The organism is Tsukamurella ocularis (assembly GCF_965138335.1).
Classification (GTDB): domain Bacteria; phylum Actinomycetota; class Actinomycetes; order Mycobacteriales; family Mycobacteriaceae; genus Tsukamurella; species Tsukamurella ocularis_A.
In genome coordinates, this window is sequence record NZ_CBCSDV010000036.1 from 13,874 (window position 1) to 39,295 (window position 25,422).

Annotated in this window: 30 protein-coding genes, 1 tRNA gene and 1 pseudogene; 25 read left to right on the forward strand and 7 right to left on the reverse strand. The window is 70.0% G+C overall.

Annotated elements, in window-relative coordinates; genetic code table 11:
- Positions 1 to 20 precede the first annotated feature (20 nt).
- The 11 genes from ACNAYW_RS21985 to ACNAYW_RS22035 all read left to right on the forward strand — a co-directional run bounded on the left by ACNAYW_RS21985 (position 21) and on the right by ACNAYW_RS22035 (position 10,955).
- Entirely contained in the window at positions 21 to 1,466 is a 1,446-nt protein-coding gene (locus ACNAYW_RS21985) for a HAMP domain-containing sensor histidine kinase (RefSeq protein ID WP_415851788.1), read from the forward strand.
- Positions 1,467 to 1,610: 144 nt separating this feature from the next.
- The gene (locus tag ACNAYW_RS21990; RefSeq protein ID WP_415851760.1) at positions 1,611 to 2,885 is read left to right on the forward strand and encodes a S1C family serine protease; all 1,275 of its coding nucleotides are present in this window, start codon (positions 1,611 to 1,613) and stop codon (positions 2,883 to 2,885) included.
- A gap of 14 nt (positions 2,886 to 2,899) precedes the next feature.
- Positions 2,900 to 3,508, forward strand: a complete 609-nt coding sequence (locus ACNAYW_RS21995; protein WP_415851789.1) for a MogA/MoaB family molybdenum cofactor biosynthesis protein — start codon at positions 2,900 to 2,902, stop codon at positions 3,506 to 3,508.
- Complete coding sequence (locus ACNAYW_RS22000; RefSeq protein ID WP_415851761.1) at positions 3,508 to 3,729, forward strand: hypothetical protein; 222 nt, start codon at positions 3,508 to 3,510, stop codon at positions 3,727 to 3,729. Before ACNAYW_RS21995 ends, ACNAYW_RS22000 begins: the two co-directional genes overlap by 1 nt.
- A 425-nt stretch (positions 3,730 to 4,154) precedes the next feature.
- Positions 4,155 to 4,814, forward strand: a complete 660-nt coding sequence (locus ACNAYW_RS22005) for an MspA family porin (protein WP_415851762.1) — start codon at positions 4,155 to 4,157, stop codon at positions 4,812 to 4,814.
- 21 nt (positions 4,815 to 4,835) lie between these two features.
- Positions 4,836 to 5,579 carry an MspA family porin gene (locus ACNAYW_RS22010; protein ID WP_415851763.1) on the forward strand — a complete coding sequence of 248 codons (744 nt, stop codon included), beginning with the start codon at positions 4,836 to 4,838 and terminating at the stop codon, positions 5,577 to 5,579.
- Positions 5,580 to 5,727: 148 nt separating this feature from the next.
- Positions 5,728 to 7,101, forward strand: coding sequence for a hypothetical protein (locus tag ACNAYW_RS22015; protein WP_415851764.1), 1,374 nt, complete (start codon positions 5,728 to 5,730; stop codon positions 7,099 to 7,101).
- Positions 7,102 to 7,497: 396 nt separating this feature from the next.
- Positions 7,498 to 8,862, forward strand: a complete 1,365-nt coding sequence (locus tag ACNAYW_RS22020; RefSeq protein WP_415851765.1) for a hypothetical protein — start codon at positions 7,498 to 7,500, stop codon at positions 8,860 to 8,862.
- A 273-nt stretch (positions 8,863 to 9,135) separates the two neighbouring features.
- Entirely contained in the window at positions 9,136 to 9,792 is a 657-nt protein-coding gene (locus ACNAYW_RS22025) for an MspA family porin (RefSeq protein ID WP_415851766.1), read from the forward strand.
- 196 nt (positions 9,793 to 9,988) lie between these two features.
- A complete protein-coding gene (locus ACNAYW_RS22030; RefSeq protein ID WP_415851767.1) occupies positions 9,989 to 10,648 on the forward strand; it encodes a hypothetical protein in 660 nt (219 codons plus the stop codon).
- Positions 10,649 to 10,736: 88 nt separating this feature from the next.
- Complete coding sequence (locus ACNAYW_RS22035) at positions 10,737 to 10,955, forward strand: hypothetical protein (protein WP_415851768.1); 219 nt, start codon at positions 10,737 to 10,739, stop codon at positions 10,953 to 10,955.
- Positions 10,956 to 11,025: 70 nt separating this feature from the next.
- Here the strand turns inward: ACNAYW_RS22035 and mscL are convergent, their stop codons facing one another.
- Positions 11,026 to 11,481 carry a large-conductance mechanosensitive channel protein MscL gene (mscL, locus tag ACNAYW_RS22040; RefSeq protein WP_415851769.1) on the reverse strand — a complete coding sequence of 152 codons (456 nt, stop codon included), beginning with the start codon at positions 11,479 to 11,481 and terminating at the stop codon, positions 11,026 to 11,028.
- Between the two features lie 69 nt (positions 11,482 to 11,550).
- On the opposite strand from mscL, the gene ACNAYW_RS22045 reads away from it, so the two are divergent.
- Together ACNAYW_RS22045 and ACNAYW_RS22050 are read left to right on the forward strand one after the other, a co-directional pair.
- Positions 11,551 to 12,075: a hypothetical protein gene (locus ACNAYW_RS22045; protein WP_415851770.1), complete on the forward strand. Its 525-nt coding sequence runs from the start codon at positions 11,551 to 11,553 to the stop codon at positions 12,073 to 12,075.
- Between the two features lie 11 nt (positions 12,076 to 12,086).
- Positions 12,087 to 13,073, forward strand: coding sequence for a PrsW family intramembrane metalloprotease (locus ACNAYW_RS22050; protein WP_415851771.1), 987 nt, complete (start codon positions 12,087 to 12,089; stop codon positions 13,071 to 13,073).
- A gap of 127 nt (positions 13,074 to 13,200) precedes the next feature.
- Here ACNAYW_RS22050 and ACNAYW_RS22055 read toward each other — a convergent pair.
- The 3 genes and pseudogenes from ACNAYW_RS22055 to ACNAYW_RS22065 form a co-directional block, all read right to left on the reverse strand.
- Positions 13,201 to 13,708 (reverse strand): annotated as a pseudogene (locus tag ACNAYW_RS22055) (SAF domain-containing protein); the annotation flags it as partial.
- Between the two features lie 88 nt (positions 13,709 to 13,796).
- Positions 13,797 to 14,600, reverse strand: a complete 804-nt coding sequence (locus ACNAYW_RS22060) for an acyl-CoA thioesterase (protein ID WP_415851772.1) — start codon at positions 14,598 to 14,600, stop codon at positions 13,797 to 13,799.
- Positions 14,597 to 14,854, reverse strand: coding sequence for an FmdB family zinc ribbon protein (locus ACNAYW_RS22065; RefSeq protein WP_415851773.1), 258 nt, complete (start codon positions 14,852 to 14,854; stop codon positions 14,597 to 14,599). Before ACNAYW_RS22065 ends, ACNAYW_RS22060 begins: the two co-directional genes overlap by 4 nt.
- Before the next feature lie 73 nt (positions 14,855 to 14,927).
- Here ACNAYW_RS22065 and ACNAYW_RS22070 point away from each other — a divergent pair, with 73 nt between their 5' ends.
- Both ACNAYW_RS22070 and ACNAYW_RS22075 read left to right on the forward strand, forming a co-directional pair.
- Positions 14,928 to 15,479 (forward strand): TetR/AcrR family transcriptional regulator, encoded by a 552-nt coding sequence (locus tag ACNAYW_RS22070; RefSeq protein ID WP_415851774.1) that lies wholly within the window; start codon positions 14,928 to 14,930, stop codon positions 15,477 to 15,479.
- Positions 15,480 to 15,637: 158 nt separating this feature from the next.
- The gene (locus tag ACNAYW_RS22075) at positions 15,638 to 16,606 is read left to right on the forward strand and encodes a hypothetical protein (protein WP_415851775.1); all 969 of its coding nucleotides are present in this window, start codon (positions 15,638 to 15,640) and stop codon (positions 16,604 to 16,606) included.
- 26 nt (positions 16,607 to 16,632) lie between these two features.
- Here ACNAYW_RS22075 and ACNAYW_RS22080 read toward each other — a convergent pair whose 3' ends face one another.
- On the reverse strand, positions 16,633 to 17,172 hold the full coding sequence (locus ACNAYW_RS22080; RefSeq protein ID WP_415851776.1) for a 5-formyltetrahydrofolate cyclo-ligase: 540 nt from the start codon (positions 17,170 to 17,172) through the stop codon (positions 16,633 to 16,635).
- A 60-nt stretch (positions 17,173 to 17,232) separates the two neighbouring features.
- On the opposite strand from ACNAYW_RS22080, the gene ACNAYW_RS22085 reads away from it, so the two are divergent.
- The 6 genes from ACNAYW_RS22085 to ACNAYW_RS22110 all read left to right on the forward strand — a co-directional run bounded on the left by ACNAYW_RS22085 (position 17,233) and on the right by ACNAYW_RS22110 (position 21,944).
- A complete protein-coding gene (locus tag ACNAYW_RS22085) occupies positions 17,233 to 18,135 on the forward strand; it encodes a UTP--glucose-1-phosphate uridylyltransferase (protein ID WP_415851777.1) in 903 nt (300 codons plus the stop codon).
- A 20-nt stretch (positions 18,136 to 18,155) separates the two neighbouring features.
- Positions 18,156 to 19,397, forward strand: a complete 1,242-nt coding sequence (gene glp, locus ACNAYW_RS22090) for a molybdotransferase-like divisome protein Glp (RefSeq protein ID WP_415851778.1) — start codon at positions 18,156 to 18,158, stop codon at positions 19,395 to 19,397.
- Position 19,398: 1 nt separating this feature from the next.
- On the forward strand, positions 19,399 to 20,031 hold the full coding sequence (locus ACNAYW_RS22095) for a GNAT family N-acetyltransferase (RefSeq protein WP_415851779.1): 633 nt from the start codon (positions 19,399 to 19,401) through the stop codon (positions 20,029 to 20,031).
- 142 nt (positions 20,032 to 20,173) lie between these two features.
- On the forward strand, positions 20,174 to 21,406 hold the full coding sequence (gene sepX / locus ACNAYW_RS22100) for a divisome protein SepX/GlpR (protein WP_415851780.1): 1,233 nt from the start codon (positions 20,174 to 20,176) through the stop codon (positions 21,404 to 21,406).
- Between the two features lie 42 nt (positions 21,407 to 21,448).
- Positions 21,449 to 21,521 (forward strand) — tRNA-Ala (locus ACNAYW_RS22105).
- 246 nt (positions 21,522 to 21,767) lie between these two features.
- Entirely contained in the window at positions 21,768 to 21,944 is a 177-nt protein-coding gene (locus tag ACNAYW_RS22110; protein ID WP_415851781.1) for a hypothetical protein, read from the forward strand.
- On the opposite strand, the gene ACNAYW_RS22115 is transcribed toward ACNAYW_RS22110, so the two are convergent.
- Positions 21,945 to 22,721, reverse strand: a complete 777-nt coding sequence (locus tag ACNAYW_RS22115; RefSeq protein WP_415851782.1) for a dioxygenase family protein — start codon at positions 22,719 to 22,721, stop codon at positions 21,945 to 21,947.
- Complete coding sequence (locus ACNAYW_RS22120) at positions 22,718 to 23,083, reverse strand: winged helix-turn-helix transcriptional regulator (RefSeq protein WP_415851783.1); 366 nt, start codon at positions 23,081 to 23,083, stop codon at positions 22,718 to 22,720. The genes ACNAYW_RS22115 and ACNAYW_RS22120 overlap by 4 nt, the downstream gene beginning before the upstream one ends.
- A gap of 101 nt (positions 23,084 to 23,184) precedes the next feature.
- On the opposite strand from ACNAYW_RS22120, the gene ACNAYW_RS22125 reads away from it, so the two are divergent.
- The 4 genes from ACNAYW_RS22125 to ACNAYW_RS22140 form a co-directional block, all read left to right on the forward strand.
- Positions 23,185 to 23,619, forward strand: a complete 435-nt coding sequence (locus tag ACNAYW_RS22125; protein WP_415851784.1) for a DoxX family protein — start codon at positions 23,185 to 23,187, stop codon at positions 23,617 to 23,619.
- Positions 23,616 to 24,257: an NAD(P)-dependent oxidoreductase gene (locus ACNAYW_RS22130; RefSeq protein ID WP_415851785.1), complete on the forward strand. Its 642-nt coding sequence runs from the start codon at positions 23,616 to 23,618 to the stop codon at positions 24,255 to 24,257. Before ACNAYW_RS22125 ends, ACNAYW_RS22130 begins: the two co-directional genes overlap by 4 nt.
- 63 nt (positions 24,258 to 24,320) lie before the next feature.
- The gene (locus ACNAYW_RS22135; protein WP_415851786.1) at positions 24,321 to 25,094 is read left to right on the forward strand and encodes a lysophospholipid acyltransferase family protein; all 774 of its coding nucleotides are present in this window, start codon (positions 24,321 to 24,323) and stop codon (positions 25,092 to 25,094) included.
- A 76-nt stretch (positions 25,095 to 25,170) separates the two neighbouring features.
- Positions 25,171 to 25,422, forward strand: a 252-nt coding sequence (locus tag ACNAYW_RS22140; protein ID WP_415851787.1) for a hypothetical protein, incomplete at its 3' end; no start/stop codon positions are given.

Here is a 25,422-nt window from a genome sequence, read left to right on the forward strand (position 1 = left end):
ATCCGGGCGTGCGGCGCCCGATGCGCGATCCGAACCCGATCACCCGCAACGTCAGCTTCCGCTGGCGCGTCACGCTGCTGGCCGCCGCCGTCGTGGGCATCACGGTGGCGCTCATGGCGGCGTCGGCGTTCTTCGTGGTCAAGCGGGCCATGTACGCGGACGTCGACAACCGGCTGCACCAGCAGGTGGACTCGGTGGCGCCGGCGATGAGCTCGCCGGTCACGCAGTTCACCACCGTGATGATGATGCTGATGTTCCGGCCGGACATGTCCGTCAACCGCACGATGGTCGTCTACCCCGACGGGACGCCGTACCACTCGGGTCCGTCGGGTCAGGTCCCCATCGGGCAGCCCGAGCGCGACGTGATCTCGGGCAAGCTGGCCCAGTCGCTGCGCTCCGAGGGCGACACCCGCGTCATGGCGCGGCGCCTCGACAACGGCGTCACGATCATCGTGGCCGAGGACCTCACCCCGACGAAGAACCTGCTCAGCGAGCTGGGCACCGTGCTCATCGTGGTCGGCGCGTGCGGCATCGTGCTCGCGGCGATCGCGGGTACCGCCGTCGCGCGCGGCGGGCTCAGACCGGTGCAGCGGCTCACCGAGGCCGCGGAGCGGGTGGCCCGCACGGACGACCTGACCCCGATCCCCGTGGTCGGGCGCGACGAGCTGGCGCGCCTGACCACCAGCTTCAACACGATGTTGCGGGCGCTCGCCGATTCGCGCGATCGGCAGGCCCGCCTCGTCGCCGACGCCGGCCACGAGCTGCGGACCCCGCTCACGAGCCTGCGCACCAACGTCGAGCTGCTCGTCGCCGCGAACCAGCCGGGCGCTCCGCCGATCCCCGAGGACGACATGAAGGAGCTCTCCGACGACGTCCTCGCCCAGGTGGAGGAGCTGACCACGCTGGTCGGCGACCTCGTCGACCTCGCCCGCGAGGACGCGCCCGAGGCGGTGAACGAGGAGGTGGACCTCGAGGAGATCCTGCAGAAGGCGGTCGAGCGCGTCGAGCGCCGCCGCCCGACGGTCCGCTTCGACGTCACGAGCGCGCCCTGGTACGTCTACGGTGACAACGGCGGCCTGGGGCGCGCGGTGGTGAACATCCTGGACAACGCCGCGAAGTTCTCGCCCGACGGTTCCGTCGTGCGGGTCGATCTCGCCGAGATCGGCGTCGACCGGGCGGCGCTCAGCGTCGCCGACAGCGGGCCGGGCATCCCGGAGGAGGACCGGGAGCTGGTCTTCGAGCGCTTCTACCGCTCGATGGCGAGCCGCTCGATGCCCGGCTCGGGCCTGGGCCTGGCGATCGTCAAGCAGGTGGTGGAGCGGCACGGCGGCGCCGTCGCGGTCGGCACGGCCGACGGTGGCGGTGCGCTGGTGCGCCTCGAGATCCCCGGTAGCCCCGTGGCGGGCGGCCGGGCGCCGCAGGTGGTGCAGCGGGAACCCCGCCTCCGCCTGCTTCGAGGCAAGTGATGGCGCCTGCTTCGAGGCAAGTGATGGTGCCTGCTTCGAGGCAAGTGATGCCGCCTGCTACGAGGGAAGTGACAATCTGCTCACAGGCACTTCACAGCAGGCGTATGCAGTGTTGGCGGGGAAGAACACGAAGGAGGGGGCTCCATGACCGAGGGTCCGCAGAATCCCTATGACCAGGGACAGTACGGCCAGCAGCCGAGCCAGGCCGGCCAACAGCTGCAGCCGGGGCAGTACCGGCCCACGCAGCAGTACTCGGGCGCCTACGCGGCGCCGGGCGGACCGTCGGGCTACCCGGGGCCGGGCGGCCCGCCCGGGGTGACCACGACGCCCCCGCCGGCGCGCGGGCCGAAGACGGGCGCGCTGGTGGCGATGGGCGTGGCGATCGCGTTGATCGCGTCGCTGCTCTCGGTCACCGGGGCCTACCTGGTGTGGGGCGGGAACGATTCGTCGCCGACGACGGTGACGGTGTCCGGGGGAGACGCGCCGCCGGTGGTCAAGGGTTCGGTGCAGGAGGTGGCGCAGAGCGTGCTGCCCGCCGTGGTGTCGATCGACAACCAGGCGGGGAACTCCGAATCGTCGGGTTCGGGCGTCGTGATCAGCGCGGACGGCAAGATCGTGACGAACAATCACGTCATCGCCGGCAACGGCAAGCTGACGGTCTCCTTCTCCGATGGCAGCGTCAGCTCCGGCGCCGTGGTGGGCGCCGACCCGATCACCGACCTCGCGGTGATCCAGACGGACAAGCGCGGACTCAAGCCGCTGGCCTTCGCCGACAGCGGCAAGCTGACCGTCGGCCAGGAGGTCGTGGCCGTGGGTGCGCCGCTCGGGCTCGCCGGCACGGTGACCAGCGGCATCGTCTCCGCGCTCAATCGCCCGGTGGCGACCAGCGGTAAGGATTCCGACCAGGCGACCGTGATCAATTCGGTGCAGACCGATGCGGCCATCAACCCGGGCAACTCGGGCGGTGCGCTGGTGGACATGACGGGGCGGCTCGTGGGCATCAACTCGTCGATCGCGACGCTCGGCGGGTCGAGGCTGACCGGGCAGCAGGGCGGCAGCATCGGCCTGGGCTTCGCGATCCCCTCGAACCAGGTGCAGCGGATCAGCAAGGAGTTGATGGAGTCGGGGACCGCGACGCACGCGGCGGTGGGCGTGCAGGTGGTGCCCGGTTCGTCGGTCAGCCGGCCGGGGGCGCTGGTCGGGGAGGTGTCGCCCACCGGGGGCTTCGGTCGGGCCGGGATTCCGAAGGGCGCGCTCGTGACCAAGATCGGCGATCTGAACATCACCGACGGCTACGGATTGATCGGCGCCGTGCGTGCCTACCCGCCGGGGGCTACCGTGACCGTTACCTACCTCGATAGCCCGAGTAGTACGAGTCCGGTGACCAAGCAGGTGACGCTCGATAAGTTGGACAAGTGACTGAGGAGTCGAAGATGACCGCGGAGATGAGCCAGAGCCGAGCAGCCGATGCCGAATGGCTGGAGGATGAGGCCCTCGACGTGCCCGCTCTCGACGACACGGCCCTCGACGGGGCCGGCGTGATCGGCCGTGCCCTCGTGGTGGTCGTGGACGATCACCTGCAGCCCGGCGCCTCCCGCGCGACCGGCGCGGGGAAGTCGGTGGGCTCGCTGGTCACGGAGCTGCTCGAGGAGGCCGGTTTCGAGGTGGACGCGGTGGTCGTGGTCCCGGCCGAGGAGGTGGACGTCCGCAACGCGCTGAACACCGCGGTGATCGGCGGCGTCGACCTGGCCGTGACCATCGGCGGCGTGGGCGTGGGCGCCCGCGACGTGACGCCCGAGGCCACCGAGGACATCCTGGACAAGAAGCTGCCGGGTATCTGCGAGGCGCTGCGCTCGTCGGGCCTCGCCGCGGGCGCGACCGATGCGGGCCTCTCGCGCGGCCTCGCCGGCGTCTCCGGCAGCACCGTGGTGGTGAACCTCGCCAGCTCGCGCGCGGCGATCCGCGACGGCATGGCGACGCTCACCCCGCTCGCCACCCACGTGATCCGCCACATCGCGGGCGGCGACGACCAGGCCCGGTGATGAGCTCCGGCGAATCCCGGCCCGAGGGCACCGGGCCCCGGAAGTACTCCGCGCGCGACATCGCGCGGATCTTCGGGGATGTCCTGCCCTCCCAGACCAAGGATGATCGGCCCGACGACGCCGCACCCCGCCCGGGTGCGGCGTCGCCCGTTTCCGGGTCCGACGGTGACTCGACCGAGCGTTGGTACCGCGAGAACCGGCCGCCGCACCACGGCGGGTAGAGTCGTTGAAACTGCAAACCTGCTGGTAGTGTGACCAAGGGCACAGGGCTCCAGTGAAACGGTCAGGTTACGGCTCTGGAGTATCTGAGTGAACTCTAAGGACGAAGCCCACCCTAAGTTTCATGCTGGTAGGTGGGCATTTTCTGTGAGTGCAACCTAATAAGTGCTGGTCGACGCATGAGTGCGAGATTTGCGATCATGATGGTAAGGTTCACGAATTCATCATTTACGAAGATCGAAAGCGTTGCGCGACTCTGAAAGCTGAGGATATGCTCCGCGGGAACCGTAGGTCAGCGAAGACCTCCGGGGAACCGATAGTGATCCGGCGCTGAGACGATGCGCAGGATTCGGTCCGAGGCTGGGTGAGCCGCCGGGCCGGCGCTCCTACCGGAGCGTCACACCATGATTCCTGGTGAGGGGAACGAATGAGCAAGATGAGCAAGGTTGCAGGGCGCGTCGGCGTCGTTGCGATCGCGGTGGCCGCGGCCGCCTCGGTCGCCACTGGATCGGCGAACGCCGGCCCGCTGCCCAGTGGTCAGAAGACCGTCCCGGCCCCCGAGGGCTGGAGCGTCGTCCTGAAGTCGACGGGCAACTCGTCGGCGATCCAGCCCTCGCTGGCCACCGCGCAGTCGCGATCGACGTGGGTGACCTCCAACGGCTCGGTCGAGGTCAAGGCGCCGGCTGACGCGAAGGATATCGCTGGCAAGCTGGGTGTTGGCGTCGTCGCCGGCTGCCAGTTCCCCGGCCAGATCGGTGGCGGCGTGTCGGTCACCGGCCCCGGAGCGGGTCTGGACTCCTCCGGCCCCAGCTTCAGCCTCGGTGGCGTGGGCGCGGACATCGCGATTCCGCTGACCCCGGGCGCGACGGACAGCGTTTCCGGCTACTCCCGCAAGGATCAGCTGGGCTCGATCGACTCGATCAAGTTCAGCAAGGCCGGCACCTACAACGTCCAGATCAAGGACCACAACATCGACATCAAGTTCTGCTCGGGCTACGCGCAGGCTCGTCTGGTGACCTGGGTCGAGATCAAGGGCAGCAACCGTATCCAGGGCTTCCTGTACGGCGCGCCGTTCTCGCTGGGCTGATCCTCCGACCGACTGACTCTCTTGCCCGCCCTGCGGGGCGGCGATTCCCGAAGGAATGTCATTTCAATGAAGAACATCGCGATCCGTGGTGCCGCCGTTGCCGCCGTGGCCGGCGTGGCGCTCGGCGCTCTGTCCACCGGTGCGGCCAACGCCGACACCTTCATCCCGCTGCCGAGTGATTCGACGTCCAACAAGGTCGGCGGTGCCACCGTCACGGTCTCCATCAAGAACCAGAGTGCGAAGCTCTCGCCCGGCATGGTGTCGCTTCCGACGACGCGCAACGCGTGGGTTTCCGGCCTCGTGTCGGTGAAGATCGCGGGCGGCAAGGCCGACGGCGGATCGATCTCCGCCGGTTACGCTGTGGGCTGCCAGGTCGACGTGGGCTCGGCCGGCGTCACTGCAGGCGTCACCGGTGATTCGGGCGCCTCGGTCTCCCTGAACGGTCCGAAGATTGAGCCGAAGGTGACCGCCAAGACCGGCGCCTCGATCAAGCTGGCCGCGGGCAGCGTCGGTACGCAGATGCTGACCTACGACCGTGCCACCTGGCCGTCGGCCGGTGACGAGGTCTCCCCCGACTGGGCCGATCCGAGCACCTCGTTCAAGTTCAAGGGGTCCTCCGGATCGCTGAGCTACACCGAGCAGACCATCGGCGTCGACGGTTGCGCCGGCTACGCCCAGGCGCGCTTCTTCGCCAAGGTTAAGACCAAGGTCGGCAACACCGAGGGCCTGACGGTTCTCTGGAGCAAGCCCTTCACTCTGGGCTGATCCTCATCACACGCTAGAAGGCGGTGTCCATTCGGGCACCGCCTTCTGTGTCTCAACAGATTGGTACGAACGTACAAATCGGGCACGGCGCCGCCCGGTCGTACGCGTGAACCCCTGGCGCTGCATCCGTCCTCAAGGAAGTGACAGCATGACCACGAAGGCCACATCCCTCACCTCAGTTACCGCGATCGTCGCGGCCGCCGCCGTCGCGATCGCGCCGGTCTCCGGCGCAGTCGCCGCGACCTCCGGTCCCGCCGCCTCCCCGCAGGCCACCGTCGCGAGCGCTATCGCGACCCCCGCGGCGGTGCTCAAGAACATCGCAGCGGCTCCCGCGGCGGCCAACGCCGCCGCCGTTCCCACCGCTCTCGGCACCTTCGTCGTGGTGACGGACGAGGCCGTCCAGGGGGCCTCGGCCGCCGCGTCGACCGCGGTCGCCCAGACGGCCGCCGTCGAGCTGCCCACGGTCCCGAAGGCGGTGACCGACATCCTCAACGTCGCCGGCCTCCCGGTGCAGGCGGTCTACCGCGTCCTGCAGACCAGCCAGGGCGTCTACACCATCTGGTACAAGATGCTCACCTCGGTGCCGCAGGCGATCTTCAAGGGCGAGTTCGGATCCGTCCCGACCCTGTTCCAGAAGGCGATCTCGGACTCGCTGACCTGGATCGCCACGGGAGCCGGACCGAAGGTCCCCGAGACGCCCAAGGCCTCCTCGGCGGCATCGACGGAGACCGCCGCTGCTGCGCCGAACCCGATCACCGCCGGGCTGGACGTCCTGGGTATCCCGGTGGCGACCGCCTACGCGGGGGGCCAGGCCGCGCTGTCGATCTACAAGAGCTTCTACGGCCTGCTGACCTCGGTGCCCCAGGCGATCTTCCAGGGTAAGTTCGGCGACGCGGTGAATCTCGTCGCCGATGCGGTCACCAAGTCGGTGACCACCATCGTCGAGTTCCCGGGCGCGCAGATCAAGGCGGCCTCGGACAAGATCGACAAGCTGATCGCGTCGCTGACGCCGAGCGTGCCGGCGCCGACCGTCACGTCGTCGGATGCGGTGTCGAAGGCCTCGGTCGCGACCGCCGACGAGTCCCCGGTGACCGCCGTCGCCGACAAGACCGCCGTCGCGCAGAAGCCGGCGGCCGAGGCTGCGGAGCCGTCTGCGGTCGAGACGAGCAAGCCCGCCGCTGCCGAGACCTCGAAGCCGGTCGCCGGGCCGACGGTGACCACGCCGGCTACCGAGCCGACGGCGACCAAGCCGGCTGCGGAGCCGACGGCGACCAAGCCGGTCGAGTCGACGCCGACGGAGGCCAAGCCGGCCGTCGCGGAGTCGAAGCCCACTGTCGAGTCGACGCCCGCTGCGGAGTCGAAGCCGACGACGGACGCGAAGCCGGCTGCGGAGTCGAAGCCGACTGCCGATGCGAAGCCGGCTGCGGAGTCGAAGTCCACCAGCGATGCCGGCGCGTCGGATTCCTCGGCCTCGAAGGGGACGAGCGCGTCGGAATCGTCGGCGGGATCGACGGCCGAATAGTCGTTCCGCTTCACACCAGCGCATCGCGCGTCCCGGGCTCGCCGGGGCGCGCGATGCGCTTTTCTGCATCCTGGAGTTCGCGCGCAGGCTGAAGCGGTGCCGTGATGGCACGCCTTGCCCCGGTTGACGTGCCCTGATGCACAGCGGAGGCGCTCGCAAAGGGGAGTGCTCCTGCGCCTCTCTGTTCCCGTTCGGAACCGCCGACGGATTGCTGATGCAATTCTGAATGCCGTTACTGCGCGTATCACTCCAGAGATCAGCTCCATTTCCATTGCTACGGTAATGGGTTGCTCTATCGACTTTCCGTACTTCGTATTCGCGTCGCAATGCGCGGTGCTACTTTTCTCGCGAACAGGTAGGAATCGCCTGAGATTGAACTGAGGGGAACTAAGAAGAATGAAGCGCACCACCTCGCTGGCCGCTGCGGTGACCGCGGCCGCGATCATCGCGACCCCGGTCGGCGCGAACGCCGTTGCCGCCACCTCCGCGCCCGCGCCCGTGGTCGTTGTCGCCGACGAGCAGGCCGCGGCGTTGCCGGAACTCCCTGCGCTGGAATCGTTCGCGCCGGACCCGCTCAAGGTGCTCGCCCTGCCCTTCAGCAACTTCGAGCTGATCCGACAGTCCGCCTTCGTCTTCACGGGCTACAAGACGAATGCTGCGGGCCAGTTGGTGGACAAGAACGACAAGCCGCTCCGAGCGAAGGAGGAGGGAGAGTCGGACGCGGCCTATGCGAAGTACGTCGCGGACAATCGCGTGGCGGTCCACGTGAACATCTTCCAGGCGATCAGCGACTCGGTGAACAAAGTGGCGCTGAAGGGCGACTTCGCCACCGCCGCGGCGCAGATCCAGAACTACCTTGCTCAGCTCGCCGCGCAGGCGATCGCGCTCCCGGCCGCGCTGATCAACCTCAACGTGGGGGCCTTCTTTCCGAAGCCGACCGCCACGGCCGCGCGCGCCGCGACCTCGCCGGCCGACGCCGCGCCGTTCGCGCTGCCGAGCGTCGGAAGCCTGTTGACCGTGGCGGGGATCCCGCTGAAGAACCTCGATCAGGCGCGGCTCGCCGCCTTCGTCACCGTCGGGTACAAGACGAACGAGGCCGGCCAGTTCGTGGGCGCGGATGGAAAGCCGCTCAAGGAGGGGCAGACCAAGGAGAAGGACGGCGTCCCGCTCAGCGCGAACATCTTCCAGGCGGTCAGCGATGTCGTGAACAAGCAGGCGCTCAAGGGCGACTTCGCCGGCGCGGCGAAGGCGATCCAGGGCTACCTCACCGAGCTGGCAGGGAACGTCGTCGCGCTGCCGGGGCAGATCCTCGAATACGACCTGAAGGCGATCGGCGCCGTGGTTTCCGGCGTGCCGACCCCGACCGGTGCCGCGGCAGATCGCTCGGCGGCCGATCGCTCCGTGGCCGGGGCCGCCGTCACCGAGACCGGCGCCAAGCCCGCGAAGCCGCTCGTCAAGGCGTTCGGTGGTGCCGGGACGCCCGAGGCGGAGGCTTCGCCGCAGGCCGGCGCTCCAGCGCCGACCACATCCGGAAGCGCTGGCGCGGTGACGGGCAACGGATCGACGGGCCGCGACCTCATCGGGGCCGTGCGTGACATCTTTGATCGCCCCGACCGGGCGAAGCCCGAGGAACCGACTGCTCCGGCGACGCAGGAGCCGACCGAGCCCACGGGGAAGGGCGACCCGCAGTCGTCCGGTGACGCGGGATCGACCGGGAGCGCCGAGCCCAGCGGCGGCGCAGCGGCCGGCGACGACGAGTAGCGCCGCGACTCCGCTCGGAAGGACCGTCCGCCCCTCGGGGCGGACGGTCCTTCGCTTTGCGGCTCGAAATCCTTCGAAACCTCTCGGAAAGTGCCTATTCTGTTACAGCTTCCCGTCAGTGTTAACTCAGCGTTTCCACGGGCGTTTTGGGCGTTTTCCTGCTGATAGCTTCCCTCTCACTCGCCGGCGAAGCTCAGCGGGCGTATTGAAAGGACTGGGTACATGACCCCGAGAATCTCCCTGGCCGCGGCGGCGATCGCCACCGCAGGCGTCGTGACCGCCGGGCTCCTCGCCCCCGCCACCGCGGGGGCCGACACGGTGATTCCGCTGCGGAACGCCTCGCAGTCGGTCAAGGCGGGCTCCGGAGCGATCACCGTCAGCGTCACCGGCCAGCGTGCACGCCTGTCGCCGGGGATGGTTGCGCTGCCCACCACCCGCAACGCCTGGGTATCGGGCACCGTGACGGTCAAGGTGAGCGGTGCGGACGCCGACGGCGGCTCGATCGAGGCCGGCTATGCCGTCGGCTGTCAGGTCGATGTGGGCAGTGCGAACATCGATCTCGGAGCGGGCGCTGAGTCCGGAGCGACCTACAACGACGCCGACAACGGCACAGGTGTGAAGCCGTCCGTCAGCGGTTCGACCGGCGGGTCGATTCGGCTCGCTGCGGGCTCGATCGGCACGCAGTCGCTGACCTACGATCGTGCTACCTGGCCGAAGCCCGGCGACGAGATCGATGCAGGCCGGGCGGACCCGTCGACCAGCTTCGACTTCACCGGTTCGAGCGGCAGCTTCAGCTTCAGCGACCAGACCATCGGCGTCGACGGCTGTGGCGGATATGCCCAGGCCCGCCTGTACGTCATCGTCCGGGCCCAGGTCGGGAACTCCAAGGGACGCGTCGTGCTCTGGGGTGATCGCTTCACCCTCGGCTGACACGCGCTGGCACATTTCGGACGGACTACGGAGCCGGCCCCTCACATCGAGGGGCCGGCCTTGTTCTGCCGTCAGCCGTCATGGCGAGGGGGTGGCTGGGAACCGATCGATGGTCTGATGCGTCCAATCTATGAGGGCCTCGCTCACGGACGCGATGCGGTGATGCCGTGGCTGCGGCGTGATGAGAGGCGGGTACGTGGAGTCACCGGAGCAGCTCGAGCAAGCAGAACCGGCGAAGTCGCTGTCGATCATGGAGCGCTGTCAGGCCGTTCGGTGGGTGCTCTCGGATTCCGGCGGGATGAGCCGCATCGATCGAGGGCGCACTGCGCAGTCGCTGGTGCGTTGGGTCGTCTTCGGCGATCGATTCAGTCGGATCGTTCACAAGGAATATCTGCCGGCCCGTCTGCAACTCGAGCTCGCGCGGAGAAACCTGCGCCGGCGGGTGTGGGCTCGTCGGCTGTTCGTCCTGGCAGGACTGATCGTCCTTGTCTGGATCCTCGCCAATCCAGTCGTCGGGTTCAGTCGGAGGCACTGGCCCCACGGCACGTCCGAGGTATTGCACGGGCTCTGGACGTTGGTCACCTCGCCCGGATTCGGAGCGGTCGGCGCAGTCATCGCGGCGCTCGTCGCATTTCGAGCTGCGCTGCACAGTCAGGCCCAGTCCGCGAGCAATGACCGCTGGTGGGAGACATTCCAGTGGGTGATGGAGAACAGGGTTGAGAAGGACGATTTCGACGCACGGAGCGCCGCCGAGTGGTTCAGCTACCTCAAAGGCACCGCTTCTATCCCTGGTGAGAGCGTTATCATCAATGTACTGACTCAGGAGGCGATACGACGTGGACAGAGCGGGGTCTGACGGCCATAAACGCAAGGGCGTCCGTGCTGGAGTCAAGGGACTGCACAAACGTCTCCGAGGCGCGCCTCCGGAGGAGGGGTACGTCAAGGTGTTCTTGCCGGATGGGACAGCTGCGAACGCGCGGAGGAGCCGCGACGGCACGTTCGTCGTGGTCGAACCGGGGACGCCCGCGCCCACGAAACCGAGGGAGCGTTCCGATGCCGTGGAGAAGCCCTCGTCGCCGGATCTGACCGAATCGACCTACCGGGAGCTCATGGCGGTGCTGGCGATGGAGGACACCGGCCGGTCGCGCCGGGGCTCGCTGTAGCGGCACCGTCGGACCCGGATACGAAAGCCGGCCTCCCCGAACGGGGAGGCCGGCTTCGTGGTTCCTGGGATCAGACCTGCGGCTTCTGCGAGGGGAACTGGCCCGTGGGCGGGAGCGTGGAGACGGCGTGTGCGCCGCCCTGCGCCTGCGAGGCCTGCGACGCCAGCAGGTCGCGGATCTCGACGAGCACGTCCACCTCGTCCTCGGTGGCCGGGCCGCTGGCGCGCTTCTTCAGCGTCTCGTACGGCAGGATCAGGATGAAGTAGACGACGGCCGCCACGAGGATGAAGTTGATGCCCGCGGTGATCACGGCGCCGAAGTCCACGATGGTCTTGTCGTTGCCGTCCACGATCTGCCAGGCGAGGCCCTGCACGTCCTTGCCGCCGCCGATGGAGGCGATGAGCGGCTGCACGATGTGCTCGGTGAACGCGGTGACGATCGCGGTGAACGCGGCGCCGACGACAACGGCGACCGCGAGGTCCAGCACGTTGCCCTTGAGGAGGAAGTCCTTGAATCCCTTGAGCATGATCGAGTGTCCTTCGTGAGGTCGTAACGCCAGTGACGCGTGTTGCAATTTCGGACTTATGCTAGCCGCATGAATCGAATCCGCGCAGTGGACGCGGGCGTTTCGGCTGGTGTGATCTTGGTCGTCGGCGGCCTGGCCGCGGGGTGGTTCGGGATCGAACGCGCCGTGCCGACGCCGCAGACGCCCGTCGCCGACCACGCCTACCGCGTCGGGAACGAGTACGCCGGAGTCGATTTCCGCGCACCGGCGGGCTGGGACAAGGTGCCCTCCGGCCGAGCCGACGTGGTGCGCTTCGTCCACTCCACCGGCAGCTCGCTCTCGGTGCGCCTCACCACCGGCATGACCGACTTCGACACCGCCGCCCCGCGCCGGCTGCGCGAGTTCGAGGCCGGCGGCGTCGACGTGCGCTTCACCGGCGACCTCCGCGGCGCGCCGTTCACCGGCCGCAGCTGCACCGCGACCGGCGGCGGCCGGGCGGGGGAGTGCGCGGTCGTCGCGCGGGACGCACTGCTGGTCACGGTCCTCACGCTGCGCCCGCCCGACGGTGCCGTGCCCGACCTGGCCGCGCTCGTCCGATCGATGCGGGAGGTCTGATGCGCGAGCGGATGACCACGATCTCCTTCTGGGTGTTCGCGGCCGGCCTGGTGTGCGGCGGCTACGTGCTCGTGCGCGACATGGTGCCGCGGTTCGCCGAGTCCGGTGCCGGCATCGCGGCGGCGCTGCCGATCATCGTGCTGGCGGCCGCCGCGATCGCGGTGATCATCTGGGCCCTCGACCGGTCCCACGCCCAGGTGCGCAGCGCGTGGGCCCTCGCCTTCGCGTGGGGCGCGATCGGCGCGTGCGGGCTGTCGCTGCAGATCAACGGCTTCGCCTCCGACGCCGTGAGCGACGTCCTCGACGATCCCGGCGCCACCCACTGGGGCGCCGCCCTCGTCGGCCCGCTCAACGAGGAGACGATCAAGGGCGCCGGGGTCGCGCTGCTGCTGGTGATGTTCCGCGACCGCCTGCGCCGGCCCCTGCAGATCTTCGCCGTCGGCGCCTTCGCGGGCCTCGGCTTCCAGGTGGTCGAGAACCTCTCCTATGCGATCACCTTCGCGCTGCGGGACGCGCAGTCCGACGTCGCCGGGGCACTGACCGTGACGCTGCTGCGCGCGCTGTTCGGCTTCCAATCGCACTGGGTGTACACCGGCTTCTTCGCGCTCGGCCTCGCGCTGCTGCGCAGCCGCCCCGCGCTCGCCGCGCTGGCAGTGGCGCTGTCCTACCTCCTGCACTTCTGGTGGAACGCCCCCAGCGGCGAGAACCCGATGATCGCCTTCGCCCTGATCCTGCTCAAATGCGCCGTCACACTCACCCTCCTCGGGGGAGCGTGGTGGTGGATGCTCCTGGAGCAACGACGGTGGCTGCAGGGCGCCATCCGCACGCCCGCGGCGGCGGCGCTCGCCCCGCCCGCCGAGCTCGCGACGCTGCCCACCCGCGCGCAGCGGCGCGCCGGCGAGGAGTACCTGCGGTACTACTACGGCCCCGCCACCGCGGCGGTCGCGCGGGAACGGCAGATGTGGCTGATCCGCGAGCTGACCCACCGCGTCGGCTGAGCTCACCGGAACACCACCGACAGCGGGGAGCTGAGCGCCGCGGCGGCCACCGCGTGCGCCTCGGACTCCGACATCGCGAGCATCGCCGTGCGCGCCTGTTGCCGGGTGGCCTGCGGCGCCGCGGCCNCCGCCACCGTCGCCGAGCGGGCGAGCACCGCGGGGGAGTCGTCCTTGCGTTGCGCCACCACGTCCACTATGTCGCCGGCGCGGAGCAGGTCCATCGTGGCCGAGTCCTGCAGCGAGACGGGGACCAGTCGCGCGCCGGGACGGATGTGCCCCGCGGTGCGGTCGGTGAGAACCCTTCGGCTCGTGAGGATCTCGCCCGCGCCCACCGGGCCGGTCACCGACCGCCCGACGGCGTCGCCGGGCCCCGTCAGCGCGTCCTGCGGTGCGAGCTCCGCCGGCACCGTGCGTACCGCCAGATCGTCGCCCGCGAGCCGCCCACCCGGTCCGAGGTCGCGCGCGGCCACCAGGACCTGCGCCTGCGGCCCGTTCGGGCGGCTGGTGAGCGCCACGACCAGCGCCAGTACGGCGAGCGCCGCGGCGGCGGCCCGCCGGGCCGTCAGCGTGCGCGCCCACCCCGGCCGCAGCGCGGCCCGGATCCGTTCCGTCCCGGTCGGTTGCAAGGAGTCCATGCCAGGACGCTACGACGGCGGACCGTCGGGAAACGGGCCGCGGACGGGCGCCTGTGGATAACCCCGAACCTGTGGAGAAAGCCTGAGATCAGGCCTTCGGATCCTTGTAATAGACGATCTGGTGCGTCGTCGCCAGGAGCGTGCCGTTCCGGCCCCAGAGCTGGCCGTACTGGTCGAAGTGACCGTGGCCGAACCGGGCCGCGCGGGCCGTCGCGAGCAGGTGGGCATCGCCCTGCTGCTCGAGTTCCGCGGGGCTCGCGTGGAAGTAGGTCGTGAGCGAGATCGTGCCCGCCGGGACGTACGTGCCGCGGCGGAGGAACACGCGCGGGAAGAAGGAATCGGAGATCGACGCCAGCGCCGGGTAGTCCAGCGACCGGGCGGGCTTGTCGCGCAGCCACATGGTGGTCGTCGAGCCGTCCTGCGGGCCGTCCATCTCCAGGCTGCCCTCGACGAAGCGGGTCTCGTAGTTCTTCGCCCACTCCACGAACTCCGGCATGGACAGCTCGGCGTAGTCCTCCGGGCCCTGCACGGGCGGGAAGGCGAGCTCGGTGGCGCTCCAGGTGTCGCGGCGGGTGCCGAACACCGCGGTACCGGAGGCGACGGCACCGTCGTCCTGGTTGATGACGTACGTGAAGTGCTGGTTGGTGCGGTTGGTGCGCAGCACCGTGATCGCGACGTCGAGCGCGCCGTCCTTGATCGGGGCGGCGAAGTTGAGCGTGAGGCTCAGCGGGTGCCCCTGCGCCTCGGGGTGCGCCTGCAGCGCGGCGATCACCGTCGCGGCGGTGATCCCGCCGAACGGGCCGACCATGTTGTTGTAGGCCGGGTGCGTCTGCGCGCGGAAGCCGCCGTCGATCGGCTGGAGCGCCGTCGCCTCGTCGAAGGCGTGCGTCATGAGCCCGACGTCGTGGCCTTATCGGCCTTCGGCGCGTCCGACTTCTTCTCCGGCTTGGCCGTCGTATCGGCCTTGGAGCTGCGGGAATCGGTGCGGTAGAAGCCGCTGCCCTTGAACACGACGCCGACGGAGTTGAACAGCTTCCGCAGCGGGCCGCCGCAGTTCGGGCACACGGTCAGCGGATCGTCGGAGAAGGACTGGACGGCGTCGAAGGCCTCGCCGCACTCCTTGCACTGATACGAATAGGTAGGCACCTGCCGATTCTACCTCTCGGATTAGCACTCCTGCGATTCGAGTGCCAAGGATGTGAGCGGATACGATACCGCTATGACGGTTCCCTCACCTGCGCGGCGGATCGTGGACGCGGCACGCGAGGTGATCGCCGCGAACGGCATCCCCGGCGTCAGCATGGATCAGGTGGCCAAGCAGGCGCACGTCTCCCGCAGCACGCTGTACCGGATCTTCCCGAATCGCGACCAGCTGATCGCCCGCGTCGTGGCCATCGAGATCCGCACCCTGCGCCGCAAGCTCGATAAGACCATCGTCGGATACACGCCGCAGCAGACGCTGGTCGAGGTGTTCGTGCTGAGCATCGAGCAGGCCGAGGCGAACATGGCCGTGTCGAAGGTGCTGGCCGCCGAGCCCGAGTACTTCCTGCGCATCCCGCGCGGCGTGTGGGACCTGCTCATCCAGGGCATCGTGATCCGCCTGCGCAACTCCGGCGCCGAGCAGGACTACGCCGAACTCTGTTCCGTGGTGGACCTCATGCTGCGGATCACCGGCTCCCTGCTCTCCAACTCGCCCACCGGCCTGGACATCAGCGACACCGCCGCGCTGCGGACCTACGGCGAGAAGTACATCTCCCGCTTGCTTGTGTGAAGATCTCCGCGTGAAACTCCAGATCAGGGGATGTTCGCCCCTGAGAGGACGAATCGGGCGGCGAAGTTTCATCCACAGATGAGCGTACGAAACGTGTTCTCTCCACAGGAGGCGCTCGGACGGGCTGAGCGAGCGGTCGGCCGCGGGATGCTCGGCGCATGGACTACTCCGAACTCATCGCCGATGGCGGCGTGTTCACGCGGCGACGGGCGATCGACCTCGGCGTCGAACCGGCAGAGTTGGCTCGATGGCTGCGAGTCGGGATCGTTGAGGCACTCCGGCCCGGCTGGTACGCGGTGGCGAGCCGGGATCCCCTGGTCGCGCGGGCGGTGAAGGCGGGAGGAGTCCTGAGCTGTGTCTCCGCGTTGAGCCGATTCGACGGAGTATGGGTTCCTCCCGGCGACGGTATCCACGTCCGGCGATCCGAGCATCAACACCGGAAGCGGCGCGCCGCCGCGAAGCCGATGAAGTCCGCTATGCCCGCAGCCGCGGTGAAGAGGGCGCAGCACTCACAGCAGAAGCCGTGGGCCGACAGGACCACCAGGGTGACGCCGCGCGCAGACGGGTGTGCTGCATTCGGCTTCCTGAGCGATCCACGACGCGCGGTCGACGGCCTGCGCGAGGCGCTGGCCTGTGCCGCGCGCTGTGTCTCGGACGAGTACCTGGTGGCGATCCTGGATTCGGTACTGCATCACAAGCTCCTGGAACGCGAGGACCTGGTCGAGGTGTTCCACGGTGCGCCGCGCCGGATCACCCGACTGCTGGATGAGCTCGACGAGAACGCCGGTTCCGGGACCGAGTCGTTGGTGCGCTTTCGGCTCCGTGCGCTCGGGATGAGGGTGCGCACCCAGGTGTACTTCGATGAGGTGGGATGGGTCGACCTGGTGGTGGGCGACCGGATGATCATTGAGTGCGACAGCAAGAGCCACCACCTCGGAGCGCAGTACCAGGTGGACCGTACCCGTGACCTGGTTTCACTGACCGGGGGTCGGGTCACCGTGCGACTCTCCTACGAGAGCGTGCTGTTCGATTGGGACACGGTCGAGAAGCAGCTCCGGGTGTTGTTCCGGCGGCGGCTTCATCTGACCCGGAAGCCGGTTCAAAAATCACCGCCGACATCGGCCTGAGGGACTTGTTCGCACGCCGTTCCGAGTCAGAGACGGTGATCTTTCAACTCCACCAGTCCCGACGGCGTCAGCGCCGCATGGACGGGCACATCCGTGGGCTCCGACGGCAGGAGATCGACCAGCTCCTCGTCGTAGACCACCGCGATCAACCGCGGCCCCGGGCGCAGGGATCTGTCGTAGTAGCCGGCGCCGCGGCCCAGGCGCACGCCCTCGCGCGAGCAGCCCAGCGCGGGGAGCAGCACCGTCGACGCTCCGGCAAGAGCGTCGGCTCCGAGGCGGGGACCGACCGGCTCCAGCAGCCCGAAGGGGCCCGGCGCCAGTGCACCCGACCACGCCCAGTCCAGCGGGCCGGGCTCCGGCGGGGTCACCGGCAGCAGCACTCGCCGGTCGAGGACGAACGACGGTTCGGAGCCCACCGGTACGTACGCGGCCACCACCTCACCCAGGTCCAACGAGGCCAGAACGGAGGTCAACGCCGCCGCGGCCTCCGCCCGCGCCGCGCCCGTCATGGCGGCGCGACCCGCGCGGAACCGCGCGCGCCACCCCGCCTTGCCGTCAGCGCTCATGCAGCGAACTCCCAGCCACTCGGATCGTTACCATCACGTGACCTAGCTTAAGGTGGAGGGATGACCACAGCGCCGTCCATTCCGAAGACCGCGATCGTCCCCGCCGCAGGCCTCGGTACCCGCTTCCTCCCCGCGACGAAGACGGTGCCGAAGGAGCTGCTCCCCGTGGTCGACACCCCGGGCATCGAGTTGGTGGCGGAGGAGGCCGCGGCGGCGGGCGCGGAGCGACTGTGCATCGTCACCAGCCCCGGCAAGGACGGCGTCGTCGCCCACTTCGTCGAGGACCTCGTCCTCGAGGGCACCCTGGAGAAGCGCGGCAAGACCGCGATGCTCGACAAGGTGCGCCGCGCCCCGAACCTGATCCACGCCGAGGCCGTCATCCAGGAGAAGCCGCTGGGCCTGGGCCACGCCGTCTCGTGCGTCGAGCCGGTCCTCGACGACGACGAAGACGCGGTCAGCGTGCTGCTGCCCGACGATCTGGTGCTGCCCAACGGCGTCCTGACCACCATGGCGAAGGTCCGCGCGAAGCGGGGCGGCTCCGTGCTGTGCGCGATCGAGGTCAGCCCGGAGCAGATCAGCAGCTACGGCGCCTTCGACGTCGAGGTCGTGCCCGACGCGACCAATCCCGACGTGCTCAAGGTCAACGGCATGGTCGAGAAGCCCAAGGCCGAGGACGCCCCGTCGAACTACGCCGCGGCCGGCCGCTACCTGCTGGACCGGGCGATCTTCGACGCGCTGCGCCGCATCGACAAGGGCGCCGGCGGCGAGATCCAGCTGACCGACGCCATCGCGCTGCTCATCAGCGAGGGGCATCCCGTCCACGTCGTCGTGCACCGCGGAACCCGACACGACCTCGGAAATCCCGGGGGCTACCTCAAGGCTGCGGTTGACTTGGCGTTGGACCGCGACGACTACGGTCCCGACCTGCGTGAGTGGCTGCAGGATCGCCTGAACCGAGACTGACGCTGTAGGAGGCCGAGAGCATGCGCTCCGTGGAGGACCATCTGGCACGGGTCACGGCGGCGGCGGTGGCGCCGCGCCCGGTGCGCGTGGGGATCTCCGAGGCGCAGGGCCTCATGTGCGCGGAGGAAGTGGTCGTCGAGAACGCCCTCCCCGCGTTCGACCAGGCCGCCATCGACGGGTACGCCGTGCGCTCCGTCGACGTGGCGAGCGCCGGTGAGACCGATGAGGAGACCGGCGAGCAGATCGTCGTGAGCCTGCCGGTGGTGGGCGAGGTCCGCGCGGGCAACCGGCAGCCCATCCGGCTGCAGCCCGGGCAGGCCGTCAAGGTCGAGACCGGCGCGCCCCTGCCCACGCTCGCCGACGCCGTCCTCCCCGACAAGTGGACCGACGGTGGCCTCTCGAAAGTCCGTGTCGGACACTCGGTCCGGTCCGGGCAGTACGTCCGCCGCACCGGCGACGACGTGCAGCCGGGCGACGTGGCCGTGCGCCGCGGCACCGTCGTGGGGCCCGCGCAGGTGGGCCTGCTCGCCGCCGTCGGGCACGACAAGGTCTCCGTGCACCCGCGGCCGCGGGTCGCCGTGATCTCCGTGGGCCGCGAGCTCGTCGACATCGACCGCGACACCGGCGCCGGCCAGGTGTACGACGTGGCCTCGTACGCGCTGGCCGCCGCCGCCCGCGACTGCGGCGCCGAGGTGCACCGCGTGGGCATCGTCACCACCGACGGGGTGCGCGAGGCTGTCGAGGCGCAGTTGCAGCGCTCCGAGGTCGTGATCGTGACCTCCGCGCTCGGCGGCAGCGCGTCCGATGACATCACGGCCGCGCTCGCCGACCTCGGCGACCTCGCGGTGGAGCGCATCGCGATGCACCCCGCGTCGGTGCAGGGCTTCGGCGCCCTCGGCGACGACCAGGTGCCCACGTTCCTGCTGCCGTCGAATCCGATGAGCGCGCTCGTCGCCTTCGAGGTCATGGTGCGCCCGCTGATCCGCATCGCGCTGGGCAAGCGGCAGCCGATGCGGCGTCTGGTGACCGCGAAGAGCGCCGCCGCGCACCAGTCGCCGGCGGGACGCCGCGAGTACGTCCGCGGCCAGCTCATGCGCGACGAGGACACCGGCGAGTTCATGGTCGCGCCGATCCCCGACAACGGCTCCCACCTGCTGGTGAGCCTGGCCGAGGCGAACTGCCTCATCGTCGTGGACCCGGAGGTCACCGAGGTCCGCGCGGGCGACGACGTGATCGTCGCCTTCCTCGCGCAGCGCGGCTGACGTGATCTTCGGAGCGGACTGGCAGGTCGAACTCGGGCCCCTCACCACGGCGGCGGGCGTGGTGCGGCTGCGCCCCATCCGGGCCCGCGACGGCAAGCACTGGTCGCGGCTGCGGCTCCTCAATCGCGCGGAGCTGGAGCCCTGGGAACCGTCGGGCGAGGTGAACTGGCAGCGACGGCACGCCGCCGCGCAATGGCAGCCGCTGTGCGCGTCGCTGCGCTCGCAGGCCCGGGCCGGGACGATCGTCCCGCTCGTCATCGAGGTCGACGGTGCCTACGCCGGCCAGATCACGATCGGGAACATCACGCGCGGGCAGCTGCAGAGCGCGTGGGTCGGGTACTGGGTGGACCGGCAGGTGACCGGCCGCGGGGTGGCCACGGCGGCGGTGGCCCTCGCGGTCGATCACTGCTTCGGGCCCCTGCGCCTGCACCGCGTGGACGCGACGGTGCGCCCGGAGAACGCCGGATCGCGTGCCGTGCTCCGCAATTCGGGGTTCCGCGAGGAGGGGCTGCTGCGCCGGTACCTGCACGTCGACGGTGCCTGGCGGGACCACTTGCTCGTCGCGATCACGGCCGAGGAGGTCGCGGATTCGATGGTCGCGCGGGTGGTTCGATCGGGTCGTGCCCGGTTCTGACCGGTGTGACTGAAGTGACTGTTTGAGATTTTTGGGGTTTGACTACGGCGCGTCGGGCGCGCTGATTCGCGCAGTTGAAATAGCCTTCTAGGCGACTTACACGGATGTGATCCGTGCTCGCTGAATGCCGGAGGGAGCCGACATGATCCCGCAGACACTGCTCTGGGTGGGGCTGATCGTCGCGTGGCTGGTGGTACTGGTTCCGATGCTCGCGGCGCGGCACCCCAAGGTGAATCAGGTGTCGGACGCGACGCTGAAGACCCGCCTGTTGCACCGCGGCGGCTCTGCCGGCCGCGCCGTGCGGCGCCGCATCCGCCCGGCGGCCACCGTCACCGAGCAGCACGCCGCCGAGGGCGCGGATCTCGACGACGCCGCGCTCGAGGACGAGATCGTCGAGGACGGGCGGATCGTGCTCGGCAAGGCCGCACCCGAGGCCGACGACGACATCGCCGACGAGGACGCCGAGGCGCACGCCTACGTCGACTCCGACGTCGACGACCTGCACGGGTCCAGCCCCATGGACGGCGACACCACCCCGATCCCCACCGTCGAGCGGGCCGCGATGGCCGCGCGGAGGAAGGTGGTCGACCTCGACCACCTGGACGACGAGTCCGCCCCGATCGTGCGGCGCGTGTCCGCGCCCGCCGCCGAGCCCGCGCCCGCCGCTGAGCCCGAGCGCGAGTCCGAGCCCGTGGCCACCGTCGAGCCCGAGATCGAGGCGGAGCTCGACCTCGGGCCGGAGCTCGACCTCGAGCCGGAGGTCGACCTCGAGACGGGTGCCGACGACACCGTCGAGTACGCGGACGACGACGCCGTCGACGAGTCGGACGAGGTCCCCGCCGACGAGCAGCTCACCGAGGAGTTCGACCCCGTCGAGCGCCCCGCCGCGGAGCGCGACGAGGACGTCGACGCCGAGCCGCGCCGCCGCCGCGGTGGCTACGACCCCGAGAACGACGCCCGCATCACCGAGGCGCGCTTCCGGTTCCGTCAGCGCGTGACGCTGGTGCTGGGCGTGCTCGCCGTCGTCGCGCTCGGCGCCGGCCTGATGAACGTGCCCTTCGCCTGGTACGGCCTCGGCGCGGTGGTGCTCGCGCTCGTCGTCTACCTGGCCTACCTGCGCCGGACGGTGCGGATCGAGACCGAGATCCGGCGCCGCCGCATGGCCCGGCTGGAGCGTGCGCGGCGCGAGCGCGCCCGCGAGGCCGAGGTGCGCGACGGGGTGCCCGCGCACCTGCGTCGCGGCGGCTGCATCGTGATGGAGATCGACGACGAGGATCCGGCCTTCGATCACCTCCCGCGCTACCGCGCCGAAGAGTTCGACTTCCTCGATCGCCCCGCTGACGTGCGGGAACCGTACGAGCGCAAGGTCGGTTAACAGTTTGGCCGCGGGGCTTGCTAAGGTATTCGAGTTCCGCAAGGGGCTATAGCGCAGTTGGTAGCGCGCCTCGTTCGCATCGAGGAGGTCAGGGGTTCGATTCCCCTTAGCTCCACAGAGGAAACCGCAGATCGGGCGGGGTTCTGAGAAATCAGAACCCCGCCCGAACTCGTTTCCGGGGCCGGTTCCGGGCACTTAGGGTGGAGGGGCCGTCGAACCGCCAGGAGGCTCACCGTGTTCACCAAGAAGGGCGACGCCGCCGTGCTCGCGAAGCTCCGCGCCATGCCCGCGCCGTACGCCGAGCCCGAGGCGCGCATCGCGGCGCTGGTCGCCAAGGCCGTCGCCTGACCCGGCCGGGACCGTGACCCCGCTCGAACAGCTGCTCCGCTGGGAGGACTCCGGCGGCACCTGGACGGTGCTGAACCGCTCGGACCGGCGCGCCGTCGTCGCGCTGCTACGCTGCGACGGCGGCGAGATCGTCGACCGCCTCGAATCCGACGACGCCGCTCTGCTGGCCTACATCGCCGACGCGGACTGATCACGCCGCGACGATGCTCCGCTTCGCCAGCCCCATCCAGAACCCGTCGATCGGCTCCGCAGGTGCGGCCTCGGGATCCGTCGCCGCCCCGAGCGTGACGAACAGCGGCGCGAAGTGCTCGATCCGCGGGTGCGCGTAGGGCATCCCCGGCGCCTCCTCGCGGAACCGCATGAGCCCGTCCACATCCCCCGCGGCGAATCGCTCGTGCGCCCAGGCGTCGAACTCGCTCGACCAGCCGGGCGCCGCGGCGTCGGGCCGGGAATCGGTGAGGAAGGGCAGGCCGTGGGTGGTGAACCCCGAGCCGATGATCAGCACGCCCTCGTCGCGCAGTTCCGCGAGCCGCCGGCCCAGGCCGAACAGCGCCTCGGGCTCCAGCGTGGGCATCGAGACCTGCAGCGTGGGGATGTCGGCGTCCGGGTACATCACGGTGAGCGGTACGTACGCCCCGTGATCCAGCCGGCGCTCCGAGTCCCGGTGCACGGGCTGATCGTCGGGCGCCATCGCCGCGATCCGGTCGGCCAGCGCGGGCGCGCCGGGGGAGGGGTAGACGGTGCGGTAGTACCGCTCGGGGAAGCCGCCGAAGTCGTACGTGAGCGGCACCCGGGAATCGGTGGCGCCCACGGTGAGCGGCGCGGCCTCCCAGTGCGCGGAGACGACGAGGATCTGCTCGGGCCGCGGCAGGTCCGCGGCGAGCCGGCGCAGCTGCGCGACCCAGCGCTCGTCGTCGACGAGCGGCGGTGCGCCGTGGCTGAGGAACAGCGCGGGCATGGTGGTCATGGGGTGCCTCCTGGGGCCGAAGCGTGTGCCGTCCGCTGCGTGGTGGTCATCGCCGTCTCGACGGCCGCGGCCAGCCGCAGGACGGCGTCGGCGACGTCGGCCCCGGCGGGCGTGAGCCGGTACTCGGTGTGCGGGGGATTCGTGCCGGCGGAGTAGCGGCTGACCAGCCCGTCGTCGACGAGCGACCGCAGCGTCTGCGTGAGCATGCGGTCGCTGATGCCCTCGACCTGGCGGCGGATCTCGCCGAACCGCTGCGGCTCTGTGCGCAGGCGTCCCAGGACGAGCGCACCCCACCGCCCTGTGACGTGCGCGAACACGTCGCGAGAGGGGCATTCCTTCGCGAAGACGTCGAAATCAGCCATGTCGGAAAACCTTACACGTACGGAAGTATTGCGCTTACGATTTGCATGTGCTTCTATGGTAGCGCAAGCTTGAAGCTTCAACAATAGAATGGAGTGGTCACATGGCCGCACAGTTCGAGCGGGGCCAAGGCCTCGCCTCCACGATCGCCCGGGTGATCCTCGGTGTCATCTTCTTCGCGCACGGCTGGCAGAAGTTCGTCACCAACGGCATCGACAACGTCGCCGCGGGCTTCGAGAAGATGGACGTGCCGTTCCCGACGCTGTCCGCGTGGTTCGCCGGCCTCGTCGAGCTCGTCGGCGGCGCCGCGCTCGTCATCGGCCTCGCCGTGCCGCTCGTCGCGGTGCTCGGCATCATCGACATGCTCGGCGCGATCATCTTCGTCCACTGGGACAACGGCTTCTTCGCGACGGGCGGCGGCTACGAGCTCCCCCTCGCGCTGATCGCCGGCCTGATCGCGGTGGGCATCGCCTCGCACGGGCCCCTCGCCGCCGATACGCATCTGCTCCGGCGCCGTTCGAAGGGGGTGTCCCAGTGAGGATCACCGTCTTCGGAGCCTCCGGCTACTCGGGCGGCCACATCGCCACCGAGGCCCTCAACCGCGGTATCGAGGTCGTCGGTGTCGCCCGTGACGTCGCGAAGGTCCCGGCCGGCGCCACCGCCGAGGCCGGCGATGTGACCGACGCCGCCTTCGTCGCCCGCGCCGTCGAGGGCGCCGCCGTCATCGTCTCCGCCCTGCCGACCGCGGCACCGTCGGGCGAGGGCGCCGATCTGCCCACCGCCCTGGAGGCCCTGGTCGCCGCGGCCCGCGCCACCGGCGCCCGCCTCGGCGTGGTCGGCGGCGCCGGCAGCCTGCTGGTCGCCGAGGGCGGCCCCAAGCTGGTGGACACCCCGTCGTTCCCCGAGGCCGTCAAGCCGATCGCGCAGGAGCACGACCGCGCGCTCGACTACCTGCGCACGCTCGACGACGTGGACTGGTTCTACCTGAGCCCGGCCGCGAGCTACGGCTCCTTCAACCCCGGCGAGAAGCGCGGCACCTTCCGCACGAGCGGCGACGTGCTGCTCACCGACGCCGACGGGAACTCGGAGATCTCCGGCGCCGACTACGCGACGGCCTTCGTCGACGAGATCCTCACCCCCGCCCATGAGCGGCAGCGGTTCTCCGTCGCGTACTGATCGGACACGGCCCGCGCCGCGCCGTCGTATCCTCGGCTGCAGGAAGCAACTGCAGGGGGTGTGATGGCGCGGCGCGAACCCGTCTATCGGGTGGTCCTGATGCTCGCGAAGAGCATCGTGGGCGCCCAGGGGCTGCGGGTGGATTACCGCGGCCTGGAGAACATTCCGGCCACCGGCGGCGTGCTCGTGGCGGTCAACCACACGTCCTACGTCGACTTCCTGGAGGCCGGCCTCACCGTCAAGCGGACCGGCCGCTGGCCGCGCTACATGGTCAAGGCCGAGCTCCGCAAGGTGAAGATCATGGCCTTCATCATCAAGCACTGCGGCGCCATCGGCGTGGACCGCGAGCACGGGGCCGAGAGCTATCACGAGGCCGTCGCCGCGCTCGAGGCCGGCGAGGTCGTGCTGATGTACCCCGAGGCCACCATCAGTCGCAGCTTCGAGCTCAAGGAGTTCAAGTCCGGCGCGGCCCGCATGGCCATCGAGGCCGACGTGCCGATCGTCCCCGTCATCGTGTGGGGCACCCAGCGCATCTGGTCCAAGGGCACGCAGCGCCGTATCGGCCGACACCGCTTCCCCGTCGTCGTGGAGGTCGGCCGACCCCTGCGGCCCGACGGTGCCGACCCCGCCGCCCTGACCGCCCGGCTGCGCGCCGCGATGGGGGAGGCGCTGGAGCGCGCGCAGGACGGATTCCCGGCTCCCGCGGGGGAGGACTGGGTTCCGGCCCGGCTCGGCGGCGGAGCCCCGCCGCCCGACGAGGCGCTGCGGCTCGAGCAGGAGGAGTTCGCGCTCCGGAAGGCCAAGCGGGAGGCGAAGCGTCAGACCAACGGTGGTTGAGCATCCGGCTATGGTGCGGGTCACCCGCTGTTGGTAGGTTTGCCGGGATCGTTTTCTGAGCGAGGAGGAGGAGACCATGACGCAGCCGCCGAACTTCCCTGGGGACAACCAGGGCGGCTACCCGCAGAACCCGCAGGATCCGCAGCAGGGCGGGTACCAGCAGGGGGGATACCCGCAGCAGCCCCCGCAGCAGCCGGGATACGGGCAGGGCGGTTTCCCGCCTCCGCCCGCCGGCGGTTTCCCGCCGCCGCAGGACCCCTACGGCCAGGGCGGCCAGGGCTTCCCGCCGCCCCAGGATCCGTACGGCCAGGGCGGCCAGGGCTTCCCG